This window comes from Uliginosibacterium flavum (genome assembly GCF_040566545.1).
In the GTDB taxonomy this organism is placed as follows: domain Bacteria; phylum Pseudomonadota; class Gammaproteobacteria; order Burkholderiales; family Rhodocyclaceae; genus Uliginosibacterium; species Uliginosibacterium flavum.
This window is the reverse complement of record NZ_JBEWZI010000001.1, coordinates 40,037-59,649: the sequence shown is the minus strand read 5'-3', so window position 1 is coordinate 59,649 and position 19,613 is coordinate 40,037. Positions and strand designations below refer to the sequence as shown.

The window sequence follows — 19,613 nt, the reverse complement described above, 5'->3', positions numbered from 1 at the left end:
CAAGGGGGGCTCCAATGGGATAATGGCGGGATGACTACGAACATTACCTCCCCCCAGCTTGAAGCCGCTTCCGATGTACTCGAAGACGTGCTGCGTTTCCAATACCCCGCCGATAGCGTGGTTTCCGCATTTTTTCGCCATAACCGCAATGCCGGCGTGCATGACCGCGCCTTCATTGCCGAAGCTGTATATGGCGTGCTGCGCAATTTGCGTCAGCTTCAGGGTGTTGTCGGCGATTCCGTGCGTGCCCGCAAACTCGTGCTGGCCTGGTTGATCCGCATTGAAGGTTACTCACAGCGTCAGCTCGCGCCGCTGCTCTCCAAAAACGAACTCGACTGGATCGTCGAAGTGAAAGCGGCTGCTTACACGCCGACCACACTCGGCGAGCGCACCAACATGCCGGACTGGCTGGCTGCACGGCTGGCTGCGCAGTTCGGCGGCGAGGACGCGGAAGAAAAGCTGCTGGCCCTGGCTACCGCTTTCAACCGCCCGGCACCGCTGGATCTGCGCGTGAATCCGCTCAAAATCGAGCGCGATGCAGTGCTGGAACGCTTCAAGATTGATGGCATTGCCGCCAGCGCGGGTCAGTATTCGCCGCTGTGCATTCGCCTGGAATCGCGGATTTCGCTGCAGAAGCATCCGCTGTTTCTCGATGGCAGCATCGAGGTGCAGGACGAGGGCTCGCAGCTGCTGGGCTTTCTGGTGGGCCCGAAGCGTGGCGAAATGGTTGCCGACTTCTGCGCCGGTGCCGGCGGCAAGACGCTGCTGCTGGGCGCATTGATGCGCTCGACCGGGCGTCTGTATGCCTTTGATGTGTCCGAGAAGCGTTTGCTCAAGGCCAAACCGCGTCTGGCGCGTGCAGGCTTGTCAAACGTGCATCCGGCCGCTATCGATCACGAAAACGATTCGCGCATCAAGCGTCTGGCCGGCAAGATGGATCGCGTGCTGGTCGATGCTCCATGCAGCGGCTTTGGCACCTTGCGTCGCAATCCGGATCTGAAATGGCGTCAAACCGAGCCGGGCGTGATCGAGTTGAGCGAAAAGCAGGCGCGCATTCTCGCCGCCGCTTCGCGTCTGGTGAAAAAGGGCGGGCGTCTGGTGTACGCCACCTGTTCCTTGCTTGATGTCGAGAATGATGTGGTGGTTGACGCCTTCATCGCCGCGCATCCCGAATACAAGCAGATTCCTGCGAATGAAGTGCTGACCGAGGCCAAGATCGCGCTGGATACCGGCGATCGCTTGCGTCTGGATCCGCTGACGCATGGCACGGATGGTTTCTACGCCGCGGTGTTTGAGCGCATCGCCTGATCGGCTTGTGACTTTCACGCTAAAGGACTTGCATGGATAGCCTGTATGCCGAGCTGTTGAGTTTGCTGACGAACCCCGCTGCGCGGCATGAATTGCTGGTGCTGGCTGCCTTGATCGGGCTGGCGGCACTGCTGGCGCGCAGGCTGCGCAAACAGGTGGTCAGCTCTCTGGATGCTGGCGGCGTGCGTCAGCTGGTGTTTCCATTGCTGGCCATTCTGTTCTTGACGGGGCTGCGCTTTACGGCCCATCACTATGGCTGGAAGCTGCACTTTGTGGCCGTGGCGGTGCAACTGCTCTGGGCCATGGTCGGTATCCGTATGGTGGTGTATGCCGTGCAGCGCGGCTTTCCAAAGGCGCTGTGGGTAGCAAGTTTCGGCCGCAGCATTGCTGTGCTGGTGTGGTTGGGCGTGGCACTCGATTTGCTGGGAGTTTTGCCTGAACTGATTGCGTGGCTGGACAGCTTTGTGCTGCCACTGGGCAAGTCTCACGTTTCTTTGTGGAACGTCTCACAGGGACTGGCCTCGGTATTGGCCGCGCTGGTGTTTGCTCTGTGGTTGGGCGGCGTGATCGAGACGCGGCTACTGCAGATGTCCGGGCTGGATTCGAGCGTGCAGGTGGTGCTCTCGCGCATCGTCAAGGCCGTCCTCATTCTGGTTTCGATTCTGGTCGGCATGGAGCTGGTGGGACTGGATCTCACCACACTGTCGGTTTTTGGTGGGGCGCTGGGTGTGGGGCTGGGCTTTGGCATGCAGAAAATTGCCAGCAACTACGTCTCCGGTTTCATCATCCTGCTGGATCATTCGATCCGCCTTGGCGACATTATCCAGGTGGGCACAGACCGGGGCGAGGTGATGCAGATCACCACGCGTTACACCGTGCTCAAGGCCGGTTCTGGCTCGCATTTTTTGCTGCCGAACGAGACGCTCGTTGGATCGGTAGTGATCAACGACAGCTATTCCGACCCGCGCGTGCGCGTGGCTGTGAAGGTGCAGGTGAGTTATCAGAGCGACGTGGAACGCGCACTGGCAATCCTCACTGAATTGCCTCAGCAGCAGGAGCGGGTCATTGCCGATCCGGCTCCGCAGGCTTTTCTGGTTTCTTTCGACGATAGCGGCATGACGCTGGAGCTGGGGTTCTGGATCAGTGACCCGGAAAAGGGCCATCTCGAAATCCGCTCCAATCTGAATCGCGCCATCCTGCGCCGTTTCCGCGAGGAGGGGGTCGAAATTCCCTATCCGCAGCGCGAAGTTCGTTTGCTCAATCCGGCCGTGGTGCAGGCTCCTCTCACAGTCGAGGGCGTTTGAACATGGATAAGTCGCTGCAGCTGCTGGATCAGGCGCAGGCCGTGGTGGTGACACAAGCCGTGAGTTTCGGTCCCAGGCTGCTGGTGGCGCTGATCATTCTTGCCGCAGGTTTCTATGCCGGGCGCTGGGTCGGTAAGATGCTCAAGCATTCGCTGACGCGCCTGCATCTGGAACCGGATCTGGAATTGCTGCTGGTGCGCGTGGCGCGCGTCATCGTGCTGGCGCTGTTCGGCGTGATCGCCTTGCAGAATCTGGGCGTGCAGCTTTTGCCGCTGATTGCCGGCCTGGGTGTGGCGGGGGCGGGGATCGCGCTGGCGATGCAGGGGCTGCTGTCGAATCTGGTGGCGGGCCTGACCATCATCCTGACTCACCCTTTCCGTATCGGTGAGTACATCAGCGTTGTTGGCGTGGAGGGCGTGGTCAGTGAGATCAGCCTGTTCAACACCGTGCTGACGCATGCCGATAATTCGCGCGTGGTCGTGCCGAATCGCAAGCTGGTCGGCGAAATCCTGCACAACTATGGCCACATCCGCCAGCTTGATCTGCGTGCGCGTGCGGCTTACGACTCGGACATGAATCAAGTGCTGGCCGTGGTGCTTGAGGTGTTGAGCGCCAACCCGCGCGTGCTGGCCGAGCCGGCTGCACTGGTGCAGATCGCCGCGCTGGAGGAGTCCGGCGTGAGCATTGCCATCAAGCCCTGGGTGGGCGTGGCAGATAATCCGCTGGCCGTCGGCGAGATTCATCTGGCGGTGCTGGAGGCCTTCGCGCGCGAGGGTATCAAATTGCCCTTCCCGCAGCGCGAAGTCCGTTTGCTGGGCCCGATGGCGTAATCTGGCCTGTCTGCAGAGCCCCGCGCAGACTCGATCTGCGCGATACCTGCCTGTTTAGTCAATATACACGGGCATGTACAGGCGGGGTGTCTGCAGATGCCCGCTGGGTGAGGCTCTTCAGTCTGTTTCAATCCACAGTGTAGGGCAGAGCGGCCAGGCTCAGTAGCGGACCATCGACAGCGCCCAGATGAACTTCGCCTGCCTCGAAGGCCGAGATCTGCATCACTGCGAGCAGATCGAAACCGCCCTCGGGCGACTCCGCCACGCTGACCAGCTTGCCGCAGGATTGCTCACCAAATTCGGGGGCGTACACGTCGGCGCCGACCTGCGCGTCGGATGTTTCGGCCACGTGAGCGCGGACCATGCGTTTCTTGAGCTTGCCAAGGTATTGCGTGCGGGCGACGATTTCCTGGCCGGGATAGCAGCCTTTCTGGAAATTCACGCCGCCGAGCAGTTCGAAATTCAGCATCTGGGCCACGAACTCATCCTGAGTCTGCGCGGTGACCACCGGCAGGCCAGCCTGAATGTCCAGCCAGCGCCAAGCGGCTGTGCCGGCTGCGGCAGCGCCCGCATCGGTCAGTGTTTGCCACACTTGGGCAGCGGCCTCTGCCGGGCAATCGATCAGATAGCGTTCGCCATCCAGATGGACGACGCGCGTGTCGCCCTGGCTAACGCCCAATACCTCTGCTGGCGCGGACAAGCCAGCGGCGGCGAGCGCGGCAGTGGCTTGCGGACCGGCCAGACCGAGCAGCACACGTTCGGTGCCGCCGTCGCAGAGTTTGACTTTGGCGCGCAGCACGTACATCGAAAGTTTCTTGAGGATGGATGCATGCAGGTCGGCCGAGAGCGCCAGGCTGAAGCCGGCTTCACTGCGCCAGATCACAAAACTGGCGAGCATGCGGCCCTTGGGGCTATTCAGGCTGTTGTGCTGGGCACGCTCCAGCGCAAGCTTCTTGATGTCGTTGGAGCCGAGGTTGTGCAGAAAATTTGCGGCCTCTTCACCGGCGGCGTGGATCAGGCCCAGGTGTATCAGGGGCACGAGCACCGTGCTGCGGGCGGCTAGCGTGGTTTCTTCGCGCGGGGTGCGGAAGCTGATTTGATCAGGTGTAGCAGCATCGATGGATGCACCATGTGCTTGCAGGAATTCAGACCAGGGGGCGTTCATGTCGGGTGTCCTGTAGGGGGTTCTGTTGTTTCCGCTATTATAGGGCGCCGCCGGCCCGGCCCGGCTTTATCGAAGATTCACTTTGCCGATGCTGCGTACGATTTCCCGTCTGTTCAAGCTGTGTTTGTTTCTGTTACTGGTGCTCGCTGCCGTGGTGGGCTGGTACGCCACGCAGCCTTTGTCTTTGCGTCAGCCGACGGTCGATTTCGAGATTGCGCGCGGTGAATCCATGCGGCTGATCTCGCGCAAGGTCGCCGACGCTGGCGTGGAAGTGTGGCCGCCGGCATTGAGTTGGCTGGCACGGCTCAGCGGCCATTCCATCCGCATCAAGGCCGGCAGCTACCGGATCGACAAGCCGCTGACGGCTTGGGAATTGGTTTCGCTGCTATCGACGGGCGCGAATGCTTACTCTGATGTGGCCCTGATCGAAGGTTGGAATTTTGCGCGCGTACGCGCTGTGCTAAATGCGCATCCTGAATTGGCGCACGAAACGGCAGTCTTGAGTGATGCAGAAATAATGGTCCGTCTGGGGGCGCCCGGTACGCTGCCGGAGGGTTTGTTTGCACCCGACACCTATAGTTTTTCGCGGGGCAGTAGTGATCTGGAACTGCTGCGCCGCGCCCAGCAGCGCATGCAGCAGCAGTTGCAGCGCGAGTGGCAGGAGCGCGCTCAAAACCTGCCATTGAAGACGCCCTACGAGGCACTGGTGCTGGCTTCGGTGGTTGAAAAGGAAACAGGGCAGGCACAGGATCGCGCGCAGATTGCTTCGGTGTTCATTAATCGTTTGCGCATCGGCATGCCATTGCAGAGCGACCCAACCGTCATTTACGGGATGGGGCCGGGTTTTGATGGCAATCTGCGCCGGCGCGATCTGCAGGCGGATACTTCCTTTAATTCCTACACGCGCGGTGGCTTACCGCCCACGCCGATCGCCATGCCCAGCGTGGCTGCATTACGGGCGACGCTGCATCCGGCGAGCGGAAATTATCTGTACTTCGTGGCCCGTGGCGATGGCAGCAGCGAGTTCTCGCGCACGCTGGAAGAACATAATCGCGCGGTTCAGCGCTATCAGAAATCGGGTAAAAAATAATGAGCGAACGTGGACGTTTCATCACCTTCGAGGGTATCGACGGCGCGGGCAAGAGTACGCAGATCGCGGCGACCATCGAATGGGGGCGCAGCCGGGGTTATGAGGTCGTGCAATCGCGCGAACCCGGTGGTACGCGGCTGGGCGAGAAACTGCGTGAATTGCTGCTGCACGAGCCGATGCATCTGGAAACCGAGGCGCTGCTGATGTTCGCGGCGCGTCGCGAGCATCTGGCGCAGGTGATCGAGCCGGCTCTGGCGCGCGGCGCCTGGGTGGTCAGTGATCGTTTCAGTGATGCCACTTTTGCTTATCAATCCGGCGGGCGCGGCTTGTCTGTCGATAAATTTCGTGCACTGGAAGCCTGGGTTCATCCCGACTTGCAGCCCGATCTGACTTTTCTGTTCGATCTGCCGCCGGCGATTGCCGCGCAGCGCCTGGCTAGCGGGCGTGACAATGCAGATCGTTTCGAGCGCGAGCAGTGCGATTTTTTCGAGCGCGTACGCAATGCTTACCTGCAGCGCGCCGAAGCCAGCAGCGGGCGAATCGCCGTGATCGACTCGGCACGTGATCCGCAAGTCGTGTGTGCCGATGTGCTGCAATGCCTGGAGGCGCGTTTCGCATGAGTCTTGAAGCACTTCCGGATTGGTTGATGCCGCTGTGGCAGGATTTGCGCGGACGTGGCGCGCGTTTGCCGCACGCCTTGTTGTTTTGCGGCCCCGAAGGCAGCGGCAAACGTTTGCTGGCCGGGCATCTGGCGCACGCCTTGCTGTGCCGCACGCCGGATGCGCAAGGCTTTGCCTGTGGTGCGTGTCCGGATTGCGCCTGGATTGCCTCGGGCAATCATCCTGACTATTTTTGCGTGGTGCCTGCGGCGGACCTGGCTGCGGAAGAAAGCGAAGATGGCGAAAGCGCCGAGCCTGCGAAGAAGGAAAAGGCCAAGTCCACCCAGATCCTGATTGATCAGGTGCGTGCCCTGCAGGCTTCGCTGGAGGTTGGTGCCGTGGGGCATGCCGGCGGGCGACGGATGGTGATCATTGATCCAGCCGAGGCGATGAATCTGGCTGCTGCCAATGCGCTGCTCAAGGCGCTTGAGGAGCCGACTGGCAGTACGGTGTATCTAATGCTAAGCAATGCGCCGCGGCGTTTGCTGCCAACCATCCGCAGTCGCTGTCAGGTGCTCGATTTTCCGCGCCCCAGTCCACAGCAGGCGGCAGTTTGGATGAAGCAGCAGGGCATCAGTAATCTGGCGTTGCTGGGTTTTGCCAGCGGTTTGCCGCTGGCTGCGCGCGTGTATGCCAAAGGCGTTCTGGCGGATGCGCGCAAGCAATTTGCCAGCGATCTCGCAAATCTCGCCGGTCGAGATCCACTCAAGCTGGCCGCCGATTGGGAAAGCCGTCTGAAGGCCAAGGGTGCGCAGGAGGCGGGCTTTACCATGCCGATCCTGATTGCCTGGTTGCAACGCTGGCTCAGTGATGGTGCGCGTGTCGCCGAAGGTGGCTCGGCCCGATTTTTCAGTGATTACACAAGCGAACTGACTCGCCAGGCGCTGGGGCGTGGCGAAGCCTGGTTGGCGGCATATCGCGAGATTGAGGCGCATCGGCGCATGGCCAGCCATCCGCTGAATGCGCGATTATTCCTCGAAGAACTCTTGCTGACAGTCTTCCGGCGCATTGCCATTCGCTGATTTGTCGTATTTCTCCAACGCAAGACGCCCGCCAAATGGGCTTTGAGCGCAGAAATGGGCGTCTTCGCTGCATAGCCGCTTGACCAATCAAATGGGGCTTGTTATAAAACTTGCCGCAGACAAGATATGCCGTTGAGACAGTACTGGCGCTTGATTGCATCGCTTGCATTTATTCAAGGCTTGATAACACTGAGGGGGTTGTTGTGAACAAATCCGAACTGGTTGAAGTCATCGCGAAACAGGCAGAAATTTCCAAGGCTGCAGCGGGCCGTGCTCTGGATGCAGCCATCGCTGCAATCAAGCAATCGTTGAAAAAGAATAATGACGTTACGTTGGTCGGTTTCGGCACCTTCTCGGTCGGCAAACGCGCCGCCCGGAACGGTCGCAATCCGCGCACCGGTGCAACGATCAAGATCAAGGCCGCCAAGGTGCCGAAGTTTCGCCCTGGCAAAGCTTTGAAAGATGCGGTAAACTAATCGGCTTTCCTAGGCGCGGTAGCGTACTGGTCGGGGGCGCTTAGCTCAGTTGGTAGAGCGTCTCCCTTACACGGAGAATGTCGGCGGTTCGAGCCCGTCAGCGCCCACCAGAAACCTGCAGTTTGCCTGGAATTAGTGGAGTGGTAGTTCAGTCGGTTAGAATACCGGCCTGTCACGCCGGGGGTCGCGGGTTCGAGTCCCGTCCACTCCGCCAGAATGTAAAAAGGCGAACGAGAGTTCGCTTTTTTCATATCAAAATTACCAATAATGGTCGCTCATCATGTTTGATGTTGTTCGCAATAACCCCAAAATTGCTCAAATAATCTTGGGCGTTCTCACGATTCCTCTTGCCTTGTTTGGTATTGAGTCCTACTTCAGCAACCGTGGCGGCAATGACGTTGCTGCGCGCGTAGGCTCGGTGGATATTGTCAGCCAACAGCTTGATGCCGCCGTCCGTGATCAGGAAGGTGCGTTGCGTGAGCAGATGGGCGCCGCGTTTGATCGTTCCGTGCTTGAATCGCCTGAGTTCCGCAACAACGTGCTGGATCGTCTGATCAATGAGGCTGCGGTCAAGACCACGATCCGCGAGAGCAAGATGGTGGTGCCTGATAGCCAGGTGCAGGCTTTCATCAAGGCCCGTCCAGAATTCCAGGAAAACGGTCAGTTTTCCTTGCGTTTGTATGATTCGATGATTGCCATGCAGGGCAAAACGCGCGACGGCTTCCAGCAGCAGGTACGGGAAAGCATTGCCCAGAACCAGCTTCTGGCGCCAGTGGTGCAGTCTGCGGTGACGCCGCAGGCTACGGCTGAGCGCTGGATCGCGCTGGACAACGAAGAGCGCACGATTTCCGAACTGGTGTTTGATGCCAAGAGCCTGATGGCTGGCGTGAAGCTGTCACCGGATGCGGCCAAGGCTTACTATGATGCCAATCAGGCCCAGTTCCAGTTGGCCGAGCAAGTGAAGCTTGAGTACGTGCAATTGAGTACTGCCGAGATTGCCAAAAAGATCCAGGTGAGCGACGAAGATGCGCGCAACTGGTACAAGGAAAATATCAAGAGCCTTGAGCAAGCGCAGAAGCGTCGTGCCAGCCACATTCTGGTGCAGGTGGATGCTGCAGCGAAAGCGGACGTAAAAGCCGCCGCGCGCAAGAAGGCTGAAGAGCTGCTGGCGAAGGTGAAGGCGGCTCCAGGCAAGTTTGCAGCGATTGCCAAGGAAAGTTCAGACGACAAAGGTTCGGCTGAAAAGGGTGGTGATCTGGGCTCGTTCGCTTACGGCGATATGGTCAAGGAGTTCTCCGATGCGGCCTATGCCCTGAACGAGAAAGAAATCTCGGGTGTGGTCGAGTCCGAGTTTGGTTATCACATCATCATGTTGACCGAGGCGGCCAAGACCAAGAGCTTTGAAGATAGCAAGGCAGAGGCTGTTGAGGGTGCTCGCCAGCAAGCCGCCACAAAACGTTTCACCGAGCTGGCTGATCAGTTCAGCAATCTGGTGAATGATCAGCCCGACTCACTGAAGCCTGTGTCCGAGAAATTGTCGCTGACGCTGGTGCAGACTGATTGGCTGTCGCGTAGCGCATTGCCGGCCGGCGTGCTGCAGGATCCGAAGTTGCAGGCCGTTTTGTTCTCCAGTGATTCGATTGCCAATCGCCTGAATACTGAGGCGGTGGCGCTGGGTGAGAACGTAATTGTTTCGGCCCGGATTGTTGAGTACAAACCTGCCAGCGTGAAACCGTTGGAGCAAGTTGCCGCCGAAGTGGAGGCTTTTGCGAAGGCGGAAGAAGCCGCAAAGCTGGCCAAGTCAAATGGTGAAGCCGCGCTGGCTAAGTTGACGGCTGGTGAAGCTTTGACCGCGGCGTCGTGGAAAGCTGCTCGTGCAGTGAAGCGTTCTACGGCGGGCTTGAGCGGCGAGGCCCGCAAGGCGGTGTTCGGCGCAAAGACCGATAAATTCCCGGCTTACGCTGGCATCGTTCGCAATCAGGATTATGTGATCTATCGGATTGATTCAGTTAGTGCTCCGAAAGTGGCGGATGACGCAGCGCGGATCAAGGATATTCGTCAGCGTTATGCCATGGCATTGGGTGAAGAGGATCTGCGTGCGTACATCAGTGGCGTGCGGGCGCGTCTGGGTGTCAAAATCACCGAAGTCAAAAAGTAAGCCAGCCTAATTCAATGCAAAGCGGGCGCGGTGTGTAAACACCGCGCCCGTTGCTGTTTACGTTTGCCGAGTTGATGGAGGGGAATGCTGGAGCTCGGCTTAAGCTCCGGGTGCTTTTGTCCGTAAACAATGGGAGAGTTTCCGTTTTTCCTTTGCCGGAGTGTGTATGGCCCGTCGTCGCCAGGAAGAAGAGCACGAAAACCACGAACGCTGGATGGTGTCCTATGCGGACTTCATTACCTTGCTGTTTGCTTTTTTTGTAGTGATGTATTCGATCAGCTCGGTGAACGAAGGCAAGTATCGCGTGCTCTCCAGTTCAATGGTGAATGCCTTTCGCAGCGCCACCAATGAGCAGGGCGTGGCGATGGTGACGCCGACGCTGGCGAGTGGCTCGCCGATTGTTCAGGTTATCTCGCGTCAGCCTAAAGCAAACCCCGAAGTAGAGGCCAAGCGCACCGAATTTCGCCAGAAAATGCGCAGCATGGCTGAGGAGGTCAAGCGTGTGCTTGAGCCGATGGTGGCGGGCGGGCAGGTGCGGGTGACGGAGGGCGTTAACGGGATTTCCATCGAGATCAATGCCAGTGCCTTGTTCAAGCCTGGTGAGGCGCAACTGGGGATTGATGCGCAACGCGCTTTGAAAGCCGTCGCGGAGGTGATTGCGGCCGGTGATTTTCCGATCAAGATCGAAGGGCATACCGATACCTTGCCGATCAGTACCGCTTTTTTTCCGTCGAATTGGGAGTTGTCAGCGGTGCGCGCATCGTCGGTGGTGCGCCTGTTTGTCGAGTCTGGCGTCGCGCCGGGGCGCATGACGGCCGCCGGTTACAGCGATCAACGCCCGGTGGCCGACAACGCTACGGCGGATGGACGCTCGCGCAATCGGCGCGTCACGATCCAGGTCGAGTCCATGTCGCCAGAGGTGGCTAACGCACCTTCTACAACAACCGAAGTCAGTGTTAATCCGCAAATGCGCAATGTGGATGGTGCGTTGGGAACGCCAGAGAATACCCGTTTGGCGCCGCGTGAGGAGGTGGGCGGCACTCCTTGAGGAATTAGAGCTTGAAGCCGCACGGCTCCGGCTCGGGAGGCCTTTGGCGCTGCGTCTCGCTTTGCGGCCAAAGAGCCACGACGATGGCCGCTGACCGTATGTCAACAGACGCCAGAGTTATCTGTCTGGAGACGCTTGCTGAACGTGTGTTTGCAGAGATGCCTGCTGCCAAGGCACATAGGTATTGGGTGTGCAGGTGGATTGCTTGCAGAGCAAGTCTGCGTGCGGGTCTTCGGGTGATGCTTGGTCAGGTTAATAGCTGCCGAGCAGGCGAGAGCCCGGGCGGGTGCGCGATGATCCGTCTGGCCCGTATACGGTGGGCTGGTCAGAGTGGGCCATCAGTATGGCCAGTGCCTGGTGGTTCTGGGACAGGCGTGCAGTGATGTGCGCGCCATTTTCCTGATTGAGTTGCTGCGCCCGGGTGGCTGCGGCCAGATAGCTGGCCCAGATCTGTTGCCCGTCCTTGCCGACCAGGGTTTCGACGCCGGTTTTGTCGTTCGGCAGGCCAGCCTGGTGCAGCACGCTGGTGCGACCGTCACCGAGTTGCTGGAGCTGGCGGGCAAAACGGGATTTTTGCTCGGAAAGAGCAAAAAGCGGCTCTACGTCATGCCCGGCCAGCACATCGCGCTCCTGTTCCAGAAGCGCGATGAATTCATTGACTTGCTGCGTTTCCGCAGCAAGCAATGTGAGCAGGCGCTGACGCAGCGCGCTTCGATCAGGAATCGTCACGCGCTACGCGGCTGCGCAGCCAGCATCTGGCGCACGCTGTTGATCAGCCCGTCGGCTACTTTTTCCGGATTGACCCGGAACTGGCCTTGCGAGATCGCACTCTTGATCTCCTCGACCTTGCCGCTGTCGACCACCGGTGTTTCGGCGATGACTTTTTCGAGCTGCTGCAGGTGGCTGGACAGCGAGGAGAGCTGGACTTTCGACCCGCTCGCGGCGCTGGAACTGGTTGTCGCCTCACGTGCGGGGCGAGTTTTGGTCTCGCTGCCCACAGCTCCGGGTGACTTGATTGTGTTTTCGATTTTCACGGCGTTTCCCTTTGGCTCAAGGTATGCGTGATACCTGCGAGGCCTGTTTTTGTATAAGGCATTCGCGATGCCACACTTGGCTTATCGGAGGATACAGCAAAAACTTTAGGGGTTTTTGCCGTGCCTGACAACCAGCCATGCCTTATGCAACGGCCTGTCGGGAGATTTCTTGAGAAGTTTGGCGATGAGTGGTGGGTGGCGCACTCAGTTGCGTACCTCCACCCAACCCTGCGCCCGCGCGATGCCACTGACGATATTGCCGTTCGCCAGGCGCACGCGCACGCTCTGGCCGGCACTGGCGGCGGCCAGCGCCTGGCCTTCGTTGCTGACGGAAAAACCCGTGCCTTGTGTGATGACTTTCACCATCTGACCTGCCTGAATCACGGCGGAGGGCCGCAGCAGGGTGGCTTGCAGTGGCCGCTCAGCGGCAATGGCGGTGCGCGCGATCTGGCCGACGGCTGCCGCATCGGCCAGCAGCAGATCGGCCGCTTGGGCTGTGAGTTCTCCCTGAACGATCTTGATGTCGTCAGCAGCGAGGCTCTGGCCGTTGGCGATGGGTCGGGCGGCGACCAGATAGGCACCATCGACGCGCACCCGGGCGCTTGCGTACAGCGAGAAATTACCACCTGAGCTGCAGCGCAGTCCCACCGAGACACGTCCCCAGGCGCGTGCGCCTGCGGGCAGGAAGGCTTGCCAGTGTGTACAGGCGCCATAACGCTCGGCCTCGGGCAGCCTGCCGACTTCGATGCTGACCTGACCCGGCGCGCTGGCGCTTTGCGCGCGCAGGAAGTCTTCGATCGTACGTGACATCTTGTCCTGCGCTGGCGTGGTGGCCGGGGCGGCCGTCGCGGCAAGGCCAGGGAGCAGCAGGAAGATGAAGAGGAGGGCGCGCATGGCAGGGGGCGTGAGGCGTGAATGTTCGTGGGTGACATCCCGATTGAAACACTTCGGTCTGTCGGTTCAAGCGTCAAACAGCGATGGGTGTGCAGGTCTATTCGAGCGCTTGTCCGCGTACCGGCAAACATTGCCGCCCGGCGCTTGCCGACTGCCGGGAATGCAGGTGGTTTTGCCGCTTTATCGGCCGCTGAACGCTCTGTTGCGGGGCTTACGATGCTGGCACAGAAGCTGCAATGAATCCGTCGAACACCCACGTATTTGTACTCGCCAGGGATCGACGGCCATGTTTGAAGAACTCTTGAACGGAGTGGAAGAAATGAACGTCCAACTCGACAATGCCCTGCGCTTTCATCAGACCGCCTTGAATCTGCGTGCTCAGCGCCAGGAAGTGATCGCGGCCAACATCGCGAATGCGGATACCCCGAATTTCAAGGCGCGTGACATCGAATTCGGCAGCGCCCTTAGCGGTGCTCTGCAAGGTCGGGTGGGGCGGCCGATTGCACTGAGCACGACTTCCGCGCGGCATTTGAATGCCAGCGGCGTGGCGACTAGCCCCCAGCTGATGTATCGCGGCGAAGAGCAATCCAGCGTTGATGGCAATACCGTGAATATGGACACCGAGCGTGCCTCCTTCGCCGAAAACGCGGTGCACTACGAAGCCAGTCTGACGTTTATCAGCGGCATGCTGAAAACGATGCAGCAAGCCGTGGCCGGTTAATAGGGAGCGCTGTCATGAGTATGCTTAACGTCTTCAATATCGCCGGCTCCGCGCTCAATGCGCAGTCCGTGCGCCTGAACACCACGGCCAGCAATATGGCCAATGCCGAGAGTGCAGTGGGCGCTGACGGCTTGCCTTATAAAGCCAAGCAGGTTGTGTTTCAGGCCGTGCAGATGGGGCCGAGCGGGCAGGGCGTACGTGTCCAGCAGGTGGTGGAAAGCGCCGCACCGGGCCGCATGGCCTACGACCCGAAGAGCCCTGCCGCCAATGCAGAAGGCTACGTCACGATGTCCAATGTGGATGTCGTCGAAGAGATGGTAAACATGATTTCCGCTTCGCGTGCCTACCAGACCAACGCCGAAGTAATGACGACCGCCAAAACCCTGATGCAGCGCACGATCGCGCTGGGTCAGGGCTGATGAAGCAGAGCAGGAGAGAGTGAAATGACAACGACAAGCACCGTGAATGATCCCACACAAGCGATCTATACATCCTTGAACGGGAGCGGGACCAAAAAAACCACCTCTTCTGCCGATGATCAGCAAAACCGTTTTCTCAAGCTGCTGACCACACAGCTCAAGAATCAGGATCCGCTCAATCCGATGGACAACGCCCAGACGACTTCGCAGCTCGCCCAGATCAGCACGGTGGACGGGATTACCCAGCTGAACGCCACGCTCAAGACGCTGATGGGAAGCTATCAGTCCAGCGAGGCGCTGCAGGCTGCAGGCCTGGTCGGGCATACCGTACTGGTGCCGGGTAGCGGACTTCAGGTGGTGAGCGGATTGGCTGCTGGTGGCGTGCAGCTCGATTCAGCGGCCAGCAAGGTGAGCGTGACGATCACTGACAAGAATGGTCTGGAGATGAAGCGCATAGACTTGGGCGCGCTGGATGCCGGTACGCATGAGTTCGTGTGGGACGGTAAAAACGCAAATGGCACGACTGTTGCAGATGGAGAGTACAAGATCACGGTAACGGCCACTCAAGGTGATACCAAGGTAGGTGCCAGTGCGTTGCAGTTGGCTGCGGTCAACGGAGTAGTGACCGGCGGAAGTGAAATCCAGGTGGATGTCGGCAGCCTGGGTCGTGTGTCGATGAGCGATATCAAGCTCATTTTGTAACCGGGAGCAGAATCATGGCATTCCAGCAAGGTCTCAGCGGACTCAATGCTTCATCCAAGGCACTTGATGTCATCAGCAATAACGTCGCCAACGCCACCAACGTCGGCTTCAAACTCTCCGGCACACAATTTACGGATGTCTATGCGGCGGCGCTGAATGGCGCTTCGGCGGGTTTGCAGATCGGTATCGGGACACAGATCGGTCAGGTATCCCAGGTCTTCAATCAGGGCAACATTACCCCGACCAACAATCCGCTGGATGTTGCCATCAACGGTGCCGGATTTTTCCGCATGGACAATGGCGGCTCCGTGGCTTATACGCGCAACGGCCAGTTTCAAGTCGACAAGAATGGTTACATCGTCAATACGCAGGGTTACCAGCTGACAGGCTACCCGGCCAGTGCAACCGGCACGATCCTGCCGGCCAGCCCCAGCGCGATTTATATCGATACTGCGGATCTGATGCCGGCTCAGACTACCGAGATCGCCATGGGGCTCAATCTTGATTCCCGCAGCACGGTGCCTGCCAATGCCTGGGTTGCCGCCAGTGCCAATCCGGATCCGAGCACGTACAACTCTTCAACCTCGGCGACCATCTACGACAGCCTCGGAAATTCGCACATCATGACGATGTATTTCCGTACGGCGGGGGCCGGAAACTGGAGCATGTACACGCAGCTGGATGGTGGCGCAACCACTGCCGCAGCGACGCCGGTGACGTTTTCGACGACTGGGCAATTGACGACGGCAATGCCGCTGACCGTCGCTGGTCTGGCGGTTACGACGGGTGCGGTTTCACCTTTCAGCGTCTCACTTGATTTCACTTCCAGTACCCAGTACGGCAGTTCTTTCGGGGTGAATAAACAATCCCAGGATGGTTTTGCCTCTGGACGCCTGTCTGGGATTACGGTGGGCAATGACGGGGTTATTCAAGGTCGTTACAGCAATGGCCAAACCCGCAATCTGGGTCAGGTGGTACTGGCCAACTTCGCCAACCCGCAGGGGCTCATCTCTCTGGGCAACAACCTGTGGGGCGAATCACCACGCTCCGGCCAGCCTCTGGTCGGCGCGCCGCAGACAGGCAGTCTCGGGCAGCTGACAGCAGGTTCGGTCGAAGAGTCCAACGTCGATCTGACCGCAGAGCTGGTCAATATGATCACCGCGCAGCGTAACTATCAGGCCAACGCACAGTCGATCAAGACGCAGGATCAGATCATGCAGACGCTGGTGAATCTGCGCTGATAACGCTTGAAGCCTAGAGGCCGAGGATCATGGACAAGCTGATCTACACCGCAATGACCGGGGCCAAGGCCACGATGGGCCAGCAGGCCGCCGTGGCGCATAACCTGGCGAATGTTTCCACATCCGGCTTTCGCTCCGAACTGCACCGCCTGCGCGCGGTGCAGGTGCAATCGCAAGCCTTGCCTACGCGCGCATTCGCGGTGGATGCCACCGTGGGCAGCGACTTTACTTCCGGGCCGATGCAGAAAACCGGTAACGCGCTGGATGTGGCCGTCAATGGCAAGGGCTGGATGGCAGTAACGGGTGCGGATGGGCGAGAGGCCTATACCCGTTCCGGCAGCTTTACGGTTGATCTGAATGGCATTTTGCGCACGCAGGGCGGGCTGGAGGTTGTAGGGGATAGCGGGCAGATTTCGATTCCGCCGGATAACGCTGTCGAAGTTGCCTCGGATGGCACGATCACCGCCGTACCACTCACCGGTGCGCGCAGTGCTGCGAGTGCTGTGGGACGGCTGAAGCTCGTGAATCCGCCTGAGGAGCAGCTGGTGCGTGGCGGCGATGGCTTGTTCCGCCTGAATACGGGCGAAGCCGCTGAAGTGGATGAGGCCGTGCGCGTGGGCGGCGGCTATCTGGAGGGCAGCAACGTCAACCTGGTCGAACAGATGGTCACGATGATTTCGCTGTCACGCAATTACGAAATGCACATGCGCCTGTTATCGGGTGCGCAGGAAAATGACCGAGCCGCAGCACAAGTCTTGGCAATGAGCTAAGGCCCGAAGAATGCCGGGCAAAACCGGCGGTAATCGGCGCAATGGCCAATACATGAAGACTTAAGCTGTTTGGCAAGAGGAGAAGCAAAATGATCAGAGCTCTGTGGATTGCCCGAACCGGCCTGGATGCGCAGCAAACGCACCTGGACGTGATCGCGAATAATCTCGCCAACGTCAGCACCAATGGCTTCAAGCGCGCGCAGGCGGTGTTTGAAGACCTGCTCTATCAGACCCTCCGTCAGCCCGGCGCGCAAAGCTCGCAGAGCACGCAGATCCCGTCCGGTCTGCAGATCGGTACCGGCGTACGTGCCGGCGCCACGCAACGCATCCATTTGCAGGGCAATCTTCAACAAACCGGCAACACTCTGGATGTGGCGATTCAGGGCGGCGGCTACTTCCAGATCCAGCTGCCCGATGGCACCACCGCCTATACGCGGGATGGCGCCTTCCAGAAGGATGCCCAAGGGCAGATCGTCACCTCCAGTGGCTATCCCGTGCAGCCCGCGATCACCATTCCGGCTGATGCCCTAAGCGTGACAATTGCCAAGGACGGCACCGTCAGCGTGACCCAGCCTGGCAGTACGGCCTCGGCACAGATCGGCACGATGCAGATTGCCTCTTTTGTTAATCCTGGCGGCTTGCTCAGCACTGGTGAAAACCTGTTTCTTGAAACCGCCTCCAGTGGCACCGCCACGCCCAGCACCCCCGGCACCAATGGCACGGGGGTGTTGAATCAGAATTACGTTGAAACTTCCAACGTCAATGTGGCCGAAGAACTCGTCACCATGATCGAAGCGCAGCGCGCCTACGAGATCAACTCGCGCGTGGTGAGCACTGCCGACCAGATGCTGGCCAAGTTGGCGCAACTCTAAAGGTGGATTGATCATGCCTGCCGCATCTGACCGCCTTCTTGCCATCTTCGCCGCACTGGCCTTGTTGTCGGGCTGCAGTCTGTTGCAGCAGACCACCAACGTGCATCAGCCGATGAGCGCCCGTCCTGTTCCGGCAGCGGCGCCCGCTCAGGCCACCGGTTCGATCTATAGCACTACCTCGCGCTCCCTTTTCGAGGATCGGCGTGCGCGTTATGTGGGCGACACGCTCACCATCAATCTGGTTGAGAAAAACACCGCCAGCAAATCCTCCAATGCCTCGGCCAATCGCGCTGCCACGGTCGATGTCGGTATGCCGGTTATCTCCGGCTTGCCTGGCAAGAGTATCGGGCTCAATAAGATCGGCGCTGCAGCAGATGACACGCAAACCTTTTCCGGCAAAGGGGCGGCGGCAGCCAATAACGTATTCACCGGCACAGTGACGGTCACCGTGATCGATGTGTATTCCAACGGCAATCTGCTGGTGTCCGGCGAGAAACAGGTCGCCATCAATCAAGGCCAGGAATTCATCCGTTTTTCCGGCGTCGTGAATCCGACCTACGTCACCACCTCGAACACCGTGCAATCCACGCAGGTGGCCGATGCGCGGGTCGAATTCAAGGGCAGCGGCTATATCGACGAAGCCCAGACCATGGGCTGGATGCAGCGCGCGTTTCTGAACATTCTGCCGTTCTGAAAAATCGCAAGTCGCAAGTCGCAAGTCGCAAGTCGCAAAATCTCGCAGGTGCAGACATGAAAACGTTCAATGTGTTTTTTCTTACAGTGCGTCGCGTAGTAATCGCGCTGGCGGCGTTTGGTGTCCTTGCCCCTAGCGTTTCATTCCTTACTGTCGCACACGCCGAACGCATCAAGGATCTGGCGACCGTCTCCGGTGTACGCAACAACCAGCTCGTCGGTTATGGCATCGTCGTTGGCCTGGATGGCACGGGCGATCAGACCTCGCAAGCACCGTTCACCACGCAGAGCCTGATCAACATGCTCGGTAATCTGGGCGTGACGATTCCGCCTGGCACCACCTTGCAGCTCAAGAATGTGGCGGCTGTGATGGTCACCATGCAGATGCCGCCGTTCGCTCAGCCCGGCCAGCAATTCGACATCACTGTTTCCTCGATGGCCAACGCCAAGAGCATCAAGGGCGGCACGCTGCTGATGACGCCGCTCAAGGGTGCGGATGGTCAGATCTATGCGATTGCGCAGGGCAACCTGATCGTTGGCGGCGCGGGCGGGCAGGCCGGTGGCGGCGCCAAGACCACGATCAATCAGCTCACCGCCGGCCGCATTCCCGGTGGCGCCACCGTGGAACGTGCCGTGCCCACCGCAGTCGGCACGCAGGATTTCATCGTTTACGAACTTGCCACCGCCGATTTCAGTACTGCCCAGCGCCTGGCCGATGCCATCAACATCGGCATGGGCGAGACGATTGCCTGGCCGCTGGACGGGCGCCGCATTCAGGTGCGCGCGCCGCAGGTGCCTTACGAGCGCATCGCCTTCCTCGGTCGCGTTGAAGGTCTCGAAGTCACGCCGGCCAACGCGGCTGCGCGCGTCACCGTCAATTCGCGTACCGGTTCGGTGGTGATGAACCAGAACGTCTCGCTGCTCGAATGCGCCATTGCTCACGGCAACATGACCGTCACCGTGAATAACGAAACCCAGGTCAGCCAGCCCAATCCGCTTGCCGCCGGGCAGACCGTAGTGGCCCAGGCAGGCCAGGTCGATATCAAGCAGGATCAGGCCAGCCTGATGCGCTTCAAGCCCGGCGTCACCCTTACCGAAGTCGTCAAGGCGCTGAACGCCGTGGGCGCCACGCCGCTGGATCTGATCAACATTCTGCAAGCCATGAAAGCTGCAGGCGCTTTGCGGGCCGAGCTGGAGGTGATCTGAC

At 59.5% G+C, this 19,613-nt stretch carries 21 protein-coding genes and 2 tRNA genes; 19 read left to right on the top strand and 4 right to left on the bottom strand.

All coding sequences use genetic code 11. From position 1 onward, the window contains the following. Positions 1 to 30: 30 nt before the first annotated feature. Genes ABXR19_RS00285 through ABXR19_RS00275 form a run of 3 tightly spaced genes read left to right on the top strand, consistent with a single transcriptional unit; the run spans position 31 to position 3,442 of the window. Positions 31 to 1,308 carry an RsmB/NOP family class I SAM-dependent RNA methyltransferase gene (locus tag ABXR19_RS00285; protein WP_354599072.1) on the top strand — a complete coding sequence of 426 codons (1,278 nt, stop codon included), beginning with the start codon at positions 31 to 33 and terminating at the stop codon, positions 1,306 to 1,308. Between the two features lie 32 nt (positions 1,309 to 1,340). After that, a complete protein-coding gene (locus ABXR19_RS00280; RefSeq protein WP_354599071.1) occupies positions 1,341 to 2,612 on the top strand; it encodes a mechanosensitive ion channel family protein in 1,272 nt (423 codons plus the stop codon). Positions 2,613 to 2,614: 2 nt separating this feature from the next. Continuing rightward, positions 2,615 to 3,442 (top strand): mechanosensitive ion channel family protein, encoded by an 828-nt coding sequence (locus ABXR19_RS00275; protein WP_354599070.1) that lies wholly within the window; start codon positions 2,615 to 2,617, stop codon positions 3,440 to 3,442. 127 nt (positions 3,443 to 3,569) lie between these two features. Here the strand turns inward: ABXR19_RS00275 and ygfZ are convergent, their stop codons facing one another. Further along, positions 3,570 to 4,607, bottom strand: coding sequence for a CAF17-like 4Fe-4S cluster assembly/insertion protein YgfZ (gene ygfZ, locus ABXR19_RS00270; RefSeq protein ID WP_354599069.1), 1,038 nt, complete (start codon positions 4,605 to 4,607; stop codon positions 3,570 to 3,572). Positions 4,608 to 4,695: 88 nt separating this feature from the next. On the opposite strand from ygfZ, the gene mltG reads away from it, so the two are divergent. The 8 genes from mltG (at position 4,696) to motD (ending at position 11,060) form a co-directional block, all read left to right on the top strand. Beyond that, positions 4,696 to 5,697 carry an endolytic transglycosylase MltG gene (gene mltG, locus ABXR19_RS00265; protein ID WP_354599068.1) on the top strand — a complete coding sequence of 334 codons (1,002 nt, stop codon included), beginning with the start codon at positions 4,696 to 4,698 and terminating at the stop codon, positions 5,695 to 5,697. Further along, the gene (gene tmk, locus ABXR19_RS00260) at positions 5,697 to 6,317 is read left to right on the top strand and encodes a dTMP kinase (protein WP_354599067.1); all 621 of its coding nucleotides are present in this window, start codon (positions 5,697 to 5,699) and stop codon (positions 6,315 to 6,317) included. Before mltG ends, tmk begins: the two co-directional genes overlap by 1 nt. Then, positions 6,314 to 7,378 carry a DNA polymerase III subunit delta' gene (gene holB / locus ABXR19_RS00255; protein ID WP_354599066.1) on the top strand — a complete coding sequence of 355 codons (1,065 nt, stop codon included), beginning with the start codon at positions 6,314 to 6,316 and terminating at the stop codon, positions 7,376 to 7,378. Before tmk ends, holB begins: the two co-directional genes overlap by 4 nt. A 203-nt stretch (positions 7,379 to 7,581) precedes the next feature. Further along, positions 7,582 to 7,854: an HU family DNA-binding protein gene (locus tag ABXR19_RS00250; RefSeq protein WP_354599348.1), complete on the top strand. Its 273-nt coding sequence runs from the start codon at positions 7,582 to 7,584 to the stop codon at positions 7,852 to 7,854. A 34-nt stretch (positions 7,855 to 7,888) separates the two neighbouring features. After that, positions 7,889 to 7,964 (top strand) — tRNA-Val (locus ABXR19_RS00245). Between the two features lie 27 nt (positions 7,965 to 7,991). Next, positions 7,992 to 8,068: transfer RNA gene (locus ABXR19_RS00240), tRNA-Asp, on the top strand. 66 nt (positions 8,069 to 8,134) lie between these two features. After that, complete coding sequence (locus ABXR19_RS00235) at positions 8,135 to 10,012, top strand: SurA N-terminal domain-containing protein (RefSeq protein WP_354599065.1); 1,878 nt, start codon at positions 8,135 to 8,137, stop codon at positions 10,010 to 10,012. Between the two features lie 166 nt (positions 10,013 to 10,178). After that, positions 10,179 to 11,060, top strand: coding sequence for a flagellar motor protein MotD (gene motD / locus ABXR19_RS00230; RefSeq protein WP_354599064.1), 882 nt, complete (start codon positions 10,179 to 10,181; stop codon positions 11,058 to 11,060). Positions 11,061 to 11,312: 252 nt separating this feature from the next. On the opposite strand, the gene ABXR19_RS00225 is transcribed toward motD, so the two are convergent. The 3 genes from ABXR19_RS00225 to flgA all read right to left on the bottom strand — a co-directional run bounded on the left by ABXR19_RS00225 (position 11,313) and on the right by flgA (position 12,988). Then, complete coding sequence (locus ABXR19_RS00225) at positions 11,313 to 11,789, bottom strand: flagella synthesis protein FlgN (protein WP_354599063.1); 477 nt, start codon at positions 11,787 to 11,789, stop codon at positions 11,313 to 11,315. Continuing rightward, entirely contained in the window at positions 11,786 to 12,094 is a 309-nt protein-coding gene (flgM, locus tag ABXR19_RS00220; protein WP_354599062.1) for a flagellar biosynthesis anti-sigma factor FlgM, read from the bottom strand. The genes ABXR19_RS00225 and flgM overlap by 4 nt, the downstream gene beginning before the upstream one ends. 204 nt (positions 12,095 to 12,298) lie before the next feature. Beyond that, positions 12,299 to 12,988, bottom strand: a complete 690-nt coding sequence (flgA, locus tag ABXR19_RS00215; RefSeq protein ID WP_354599061.1) for a flagellar basal body P-ring formation chaperone FlgA — start codon at positions 12,986 to 12,988, stop codon at positions 12,299 to 12,301. A 319-nt stretch (positions 12,989 to 13,307) separates the two neighbouring features. Here flgA and flgB point away from each other — a divergent pair, with 319 nt between their 5' ends. The 8 genes from flgB to ABXR19_RS00175 all read left to right on the top strand — a co-directional run bounded on the left by flgB (position 13,308) and on the right by ABXR19_RS00175 (position 19,612). Next, positions 13,308 to 13,709 carry a flagellar basal body rod protein FlgB gene (gene flgB / locus ABXR19_RS00210; RefSeq protein ID WP_435594291.1) on the top strand — a complete coding sequence of 134 codons (402 nt, stop codon included), beginning with the start codon at positions 13,308 to 13,310 and terminating at the stop codon, positions 13,707 to 13,709. Positions 13,710 to 13,723: 14 nt separating this feature from the next. Continuing rightward, the gene (flgC, locus tag ABXR19_RS00205; RefSeq protein ID WP_354599059.1) at positions 13,724 to 14,128 is read left to right on the top strand and encodes a flagellar basal body rod protein FlgC; all 405 of its coding nucleotides are present in this window, start codon (positions 13,724 to 13,726) and stop codon (positions 14,126 to 14,128) included. Between the two features lie 24 nt (positions 14,129 to 14,152). Beyond that, on the top strand, positions 14,153 to 14,830 hold the full coding sequence (locus tag ABXR19_RS00200) for a flagellar hook assembly protein FlgD (protein ID WP_354599058.1): 678 nt from the start codon (positions 14,153 to 14,155) through the stop codon (positions 14,828 to 14,830). Between the two features lie 14 nt (positions 14,831 to 14,844). Then, positions 14,845 to 16,071, top strand: coding sequence for a flagellar hook protein FlgE (gene flgE, locus ABXR19_RS00195; protein ID WP_354599057.1), 1,227 nt, complete (start codon positions 14,845 to 14,847; stop codon positions 16,069 to 16,071). Between the two features lie 29 nt (positions 16,072 to 16,100). Beyond that, complete coding sequence (gene flgF / locus ABXR19_RS00190; protein WP_354599056.1) at positions 16,101 to 16,841, top strand: flagellar basal-body rod protein FlgF; 741 nt, start codon at positions 16,101 to 16,103, stop codon at positions 16,839 to 16,841. A gap of 89 nt (positions 16,842 to 16,930) precedes the next feature. After that, on the top strand, positions 16,931 to 17,713 hold the full coding sequence (gene flgG, locus ABXR19_RS00185; protein WP_354599055.1) for a flagellar basal-body rod protein FlgG: 783 nt from the start codon (positions 16,931 to 16,933) through the stop codon (positions 17,711 to 17,713). A 13-nt stretch (positions 17,714 to 17,726) separates the two neighbouring features. After that, the gene (locus tag ABXR19_RS00180; RefSeq protein WP_354599054.1) at positions 17,727 to 18,407 is read left to right on the top strand and encodes a flagellar basal body L-ring protein FlgH; all 681 of its coding nucleotides are present in this window, start codon (positions 17,727 to 17,729) and stop codon (positions 18,405 to 18,407) included. A 56-nt stretch (positions 18,408 to 18,463) separates the two neighbouring features. Then, positions 18,464 to 19,612 carry a flagellar basal body P-ring protein FlgI gene (locus tag ABXR19_RS00175; RefSeq protein WP_354599053.1) on the top strand — a complete coding sequence of 383 codons (1,149 nt, stop codon included), beginning with the start codon at positions 18,464 to 18,466 and terminating at the stop codon, positions 19,610 to 19,612. Position 19,613: the final 1 nt, after the last annotated feature.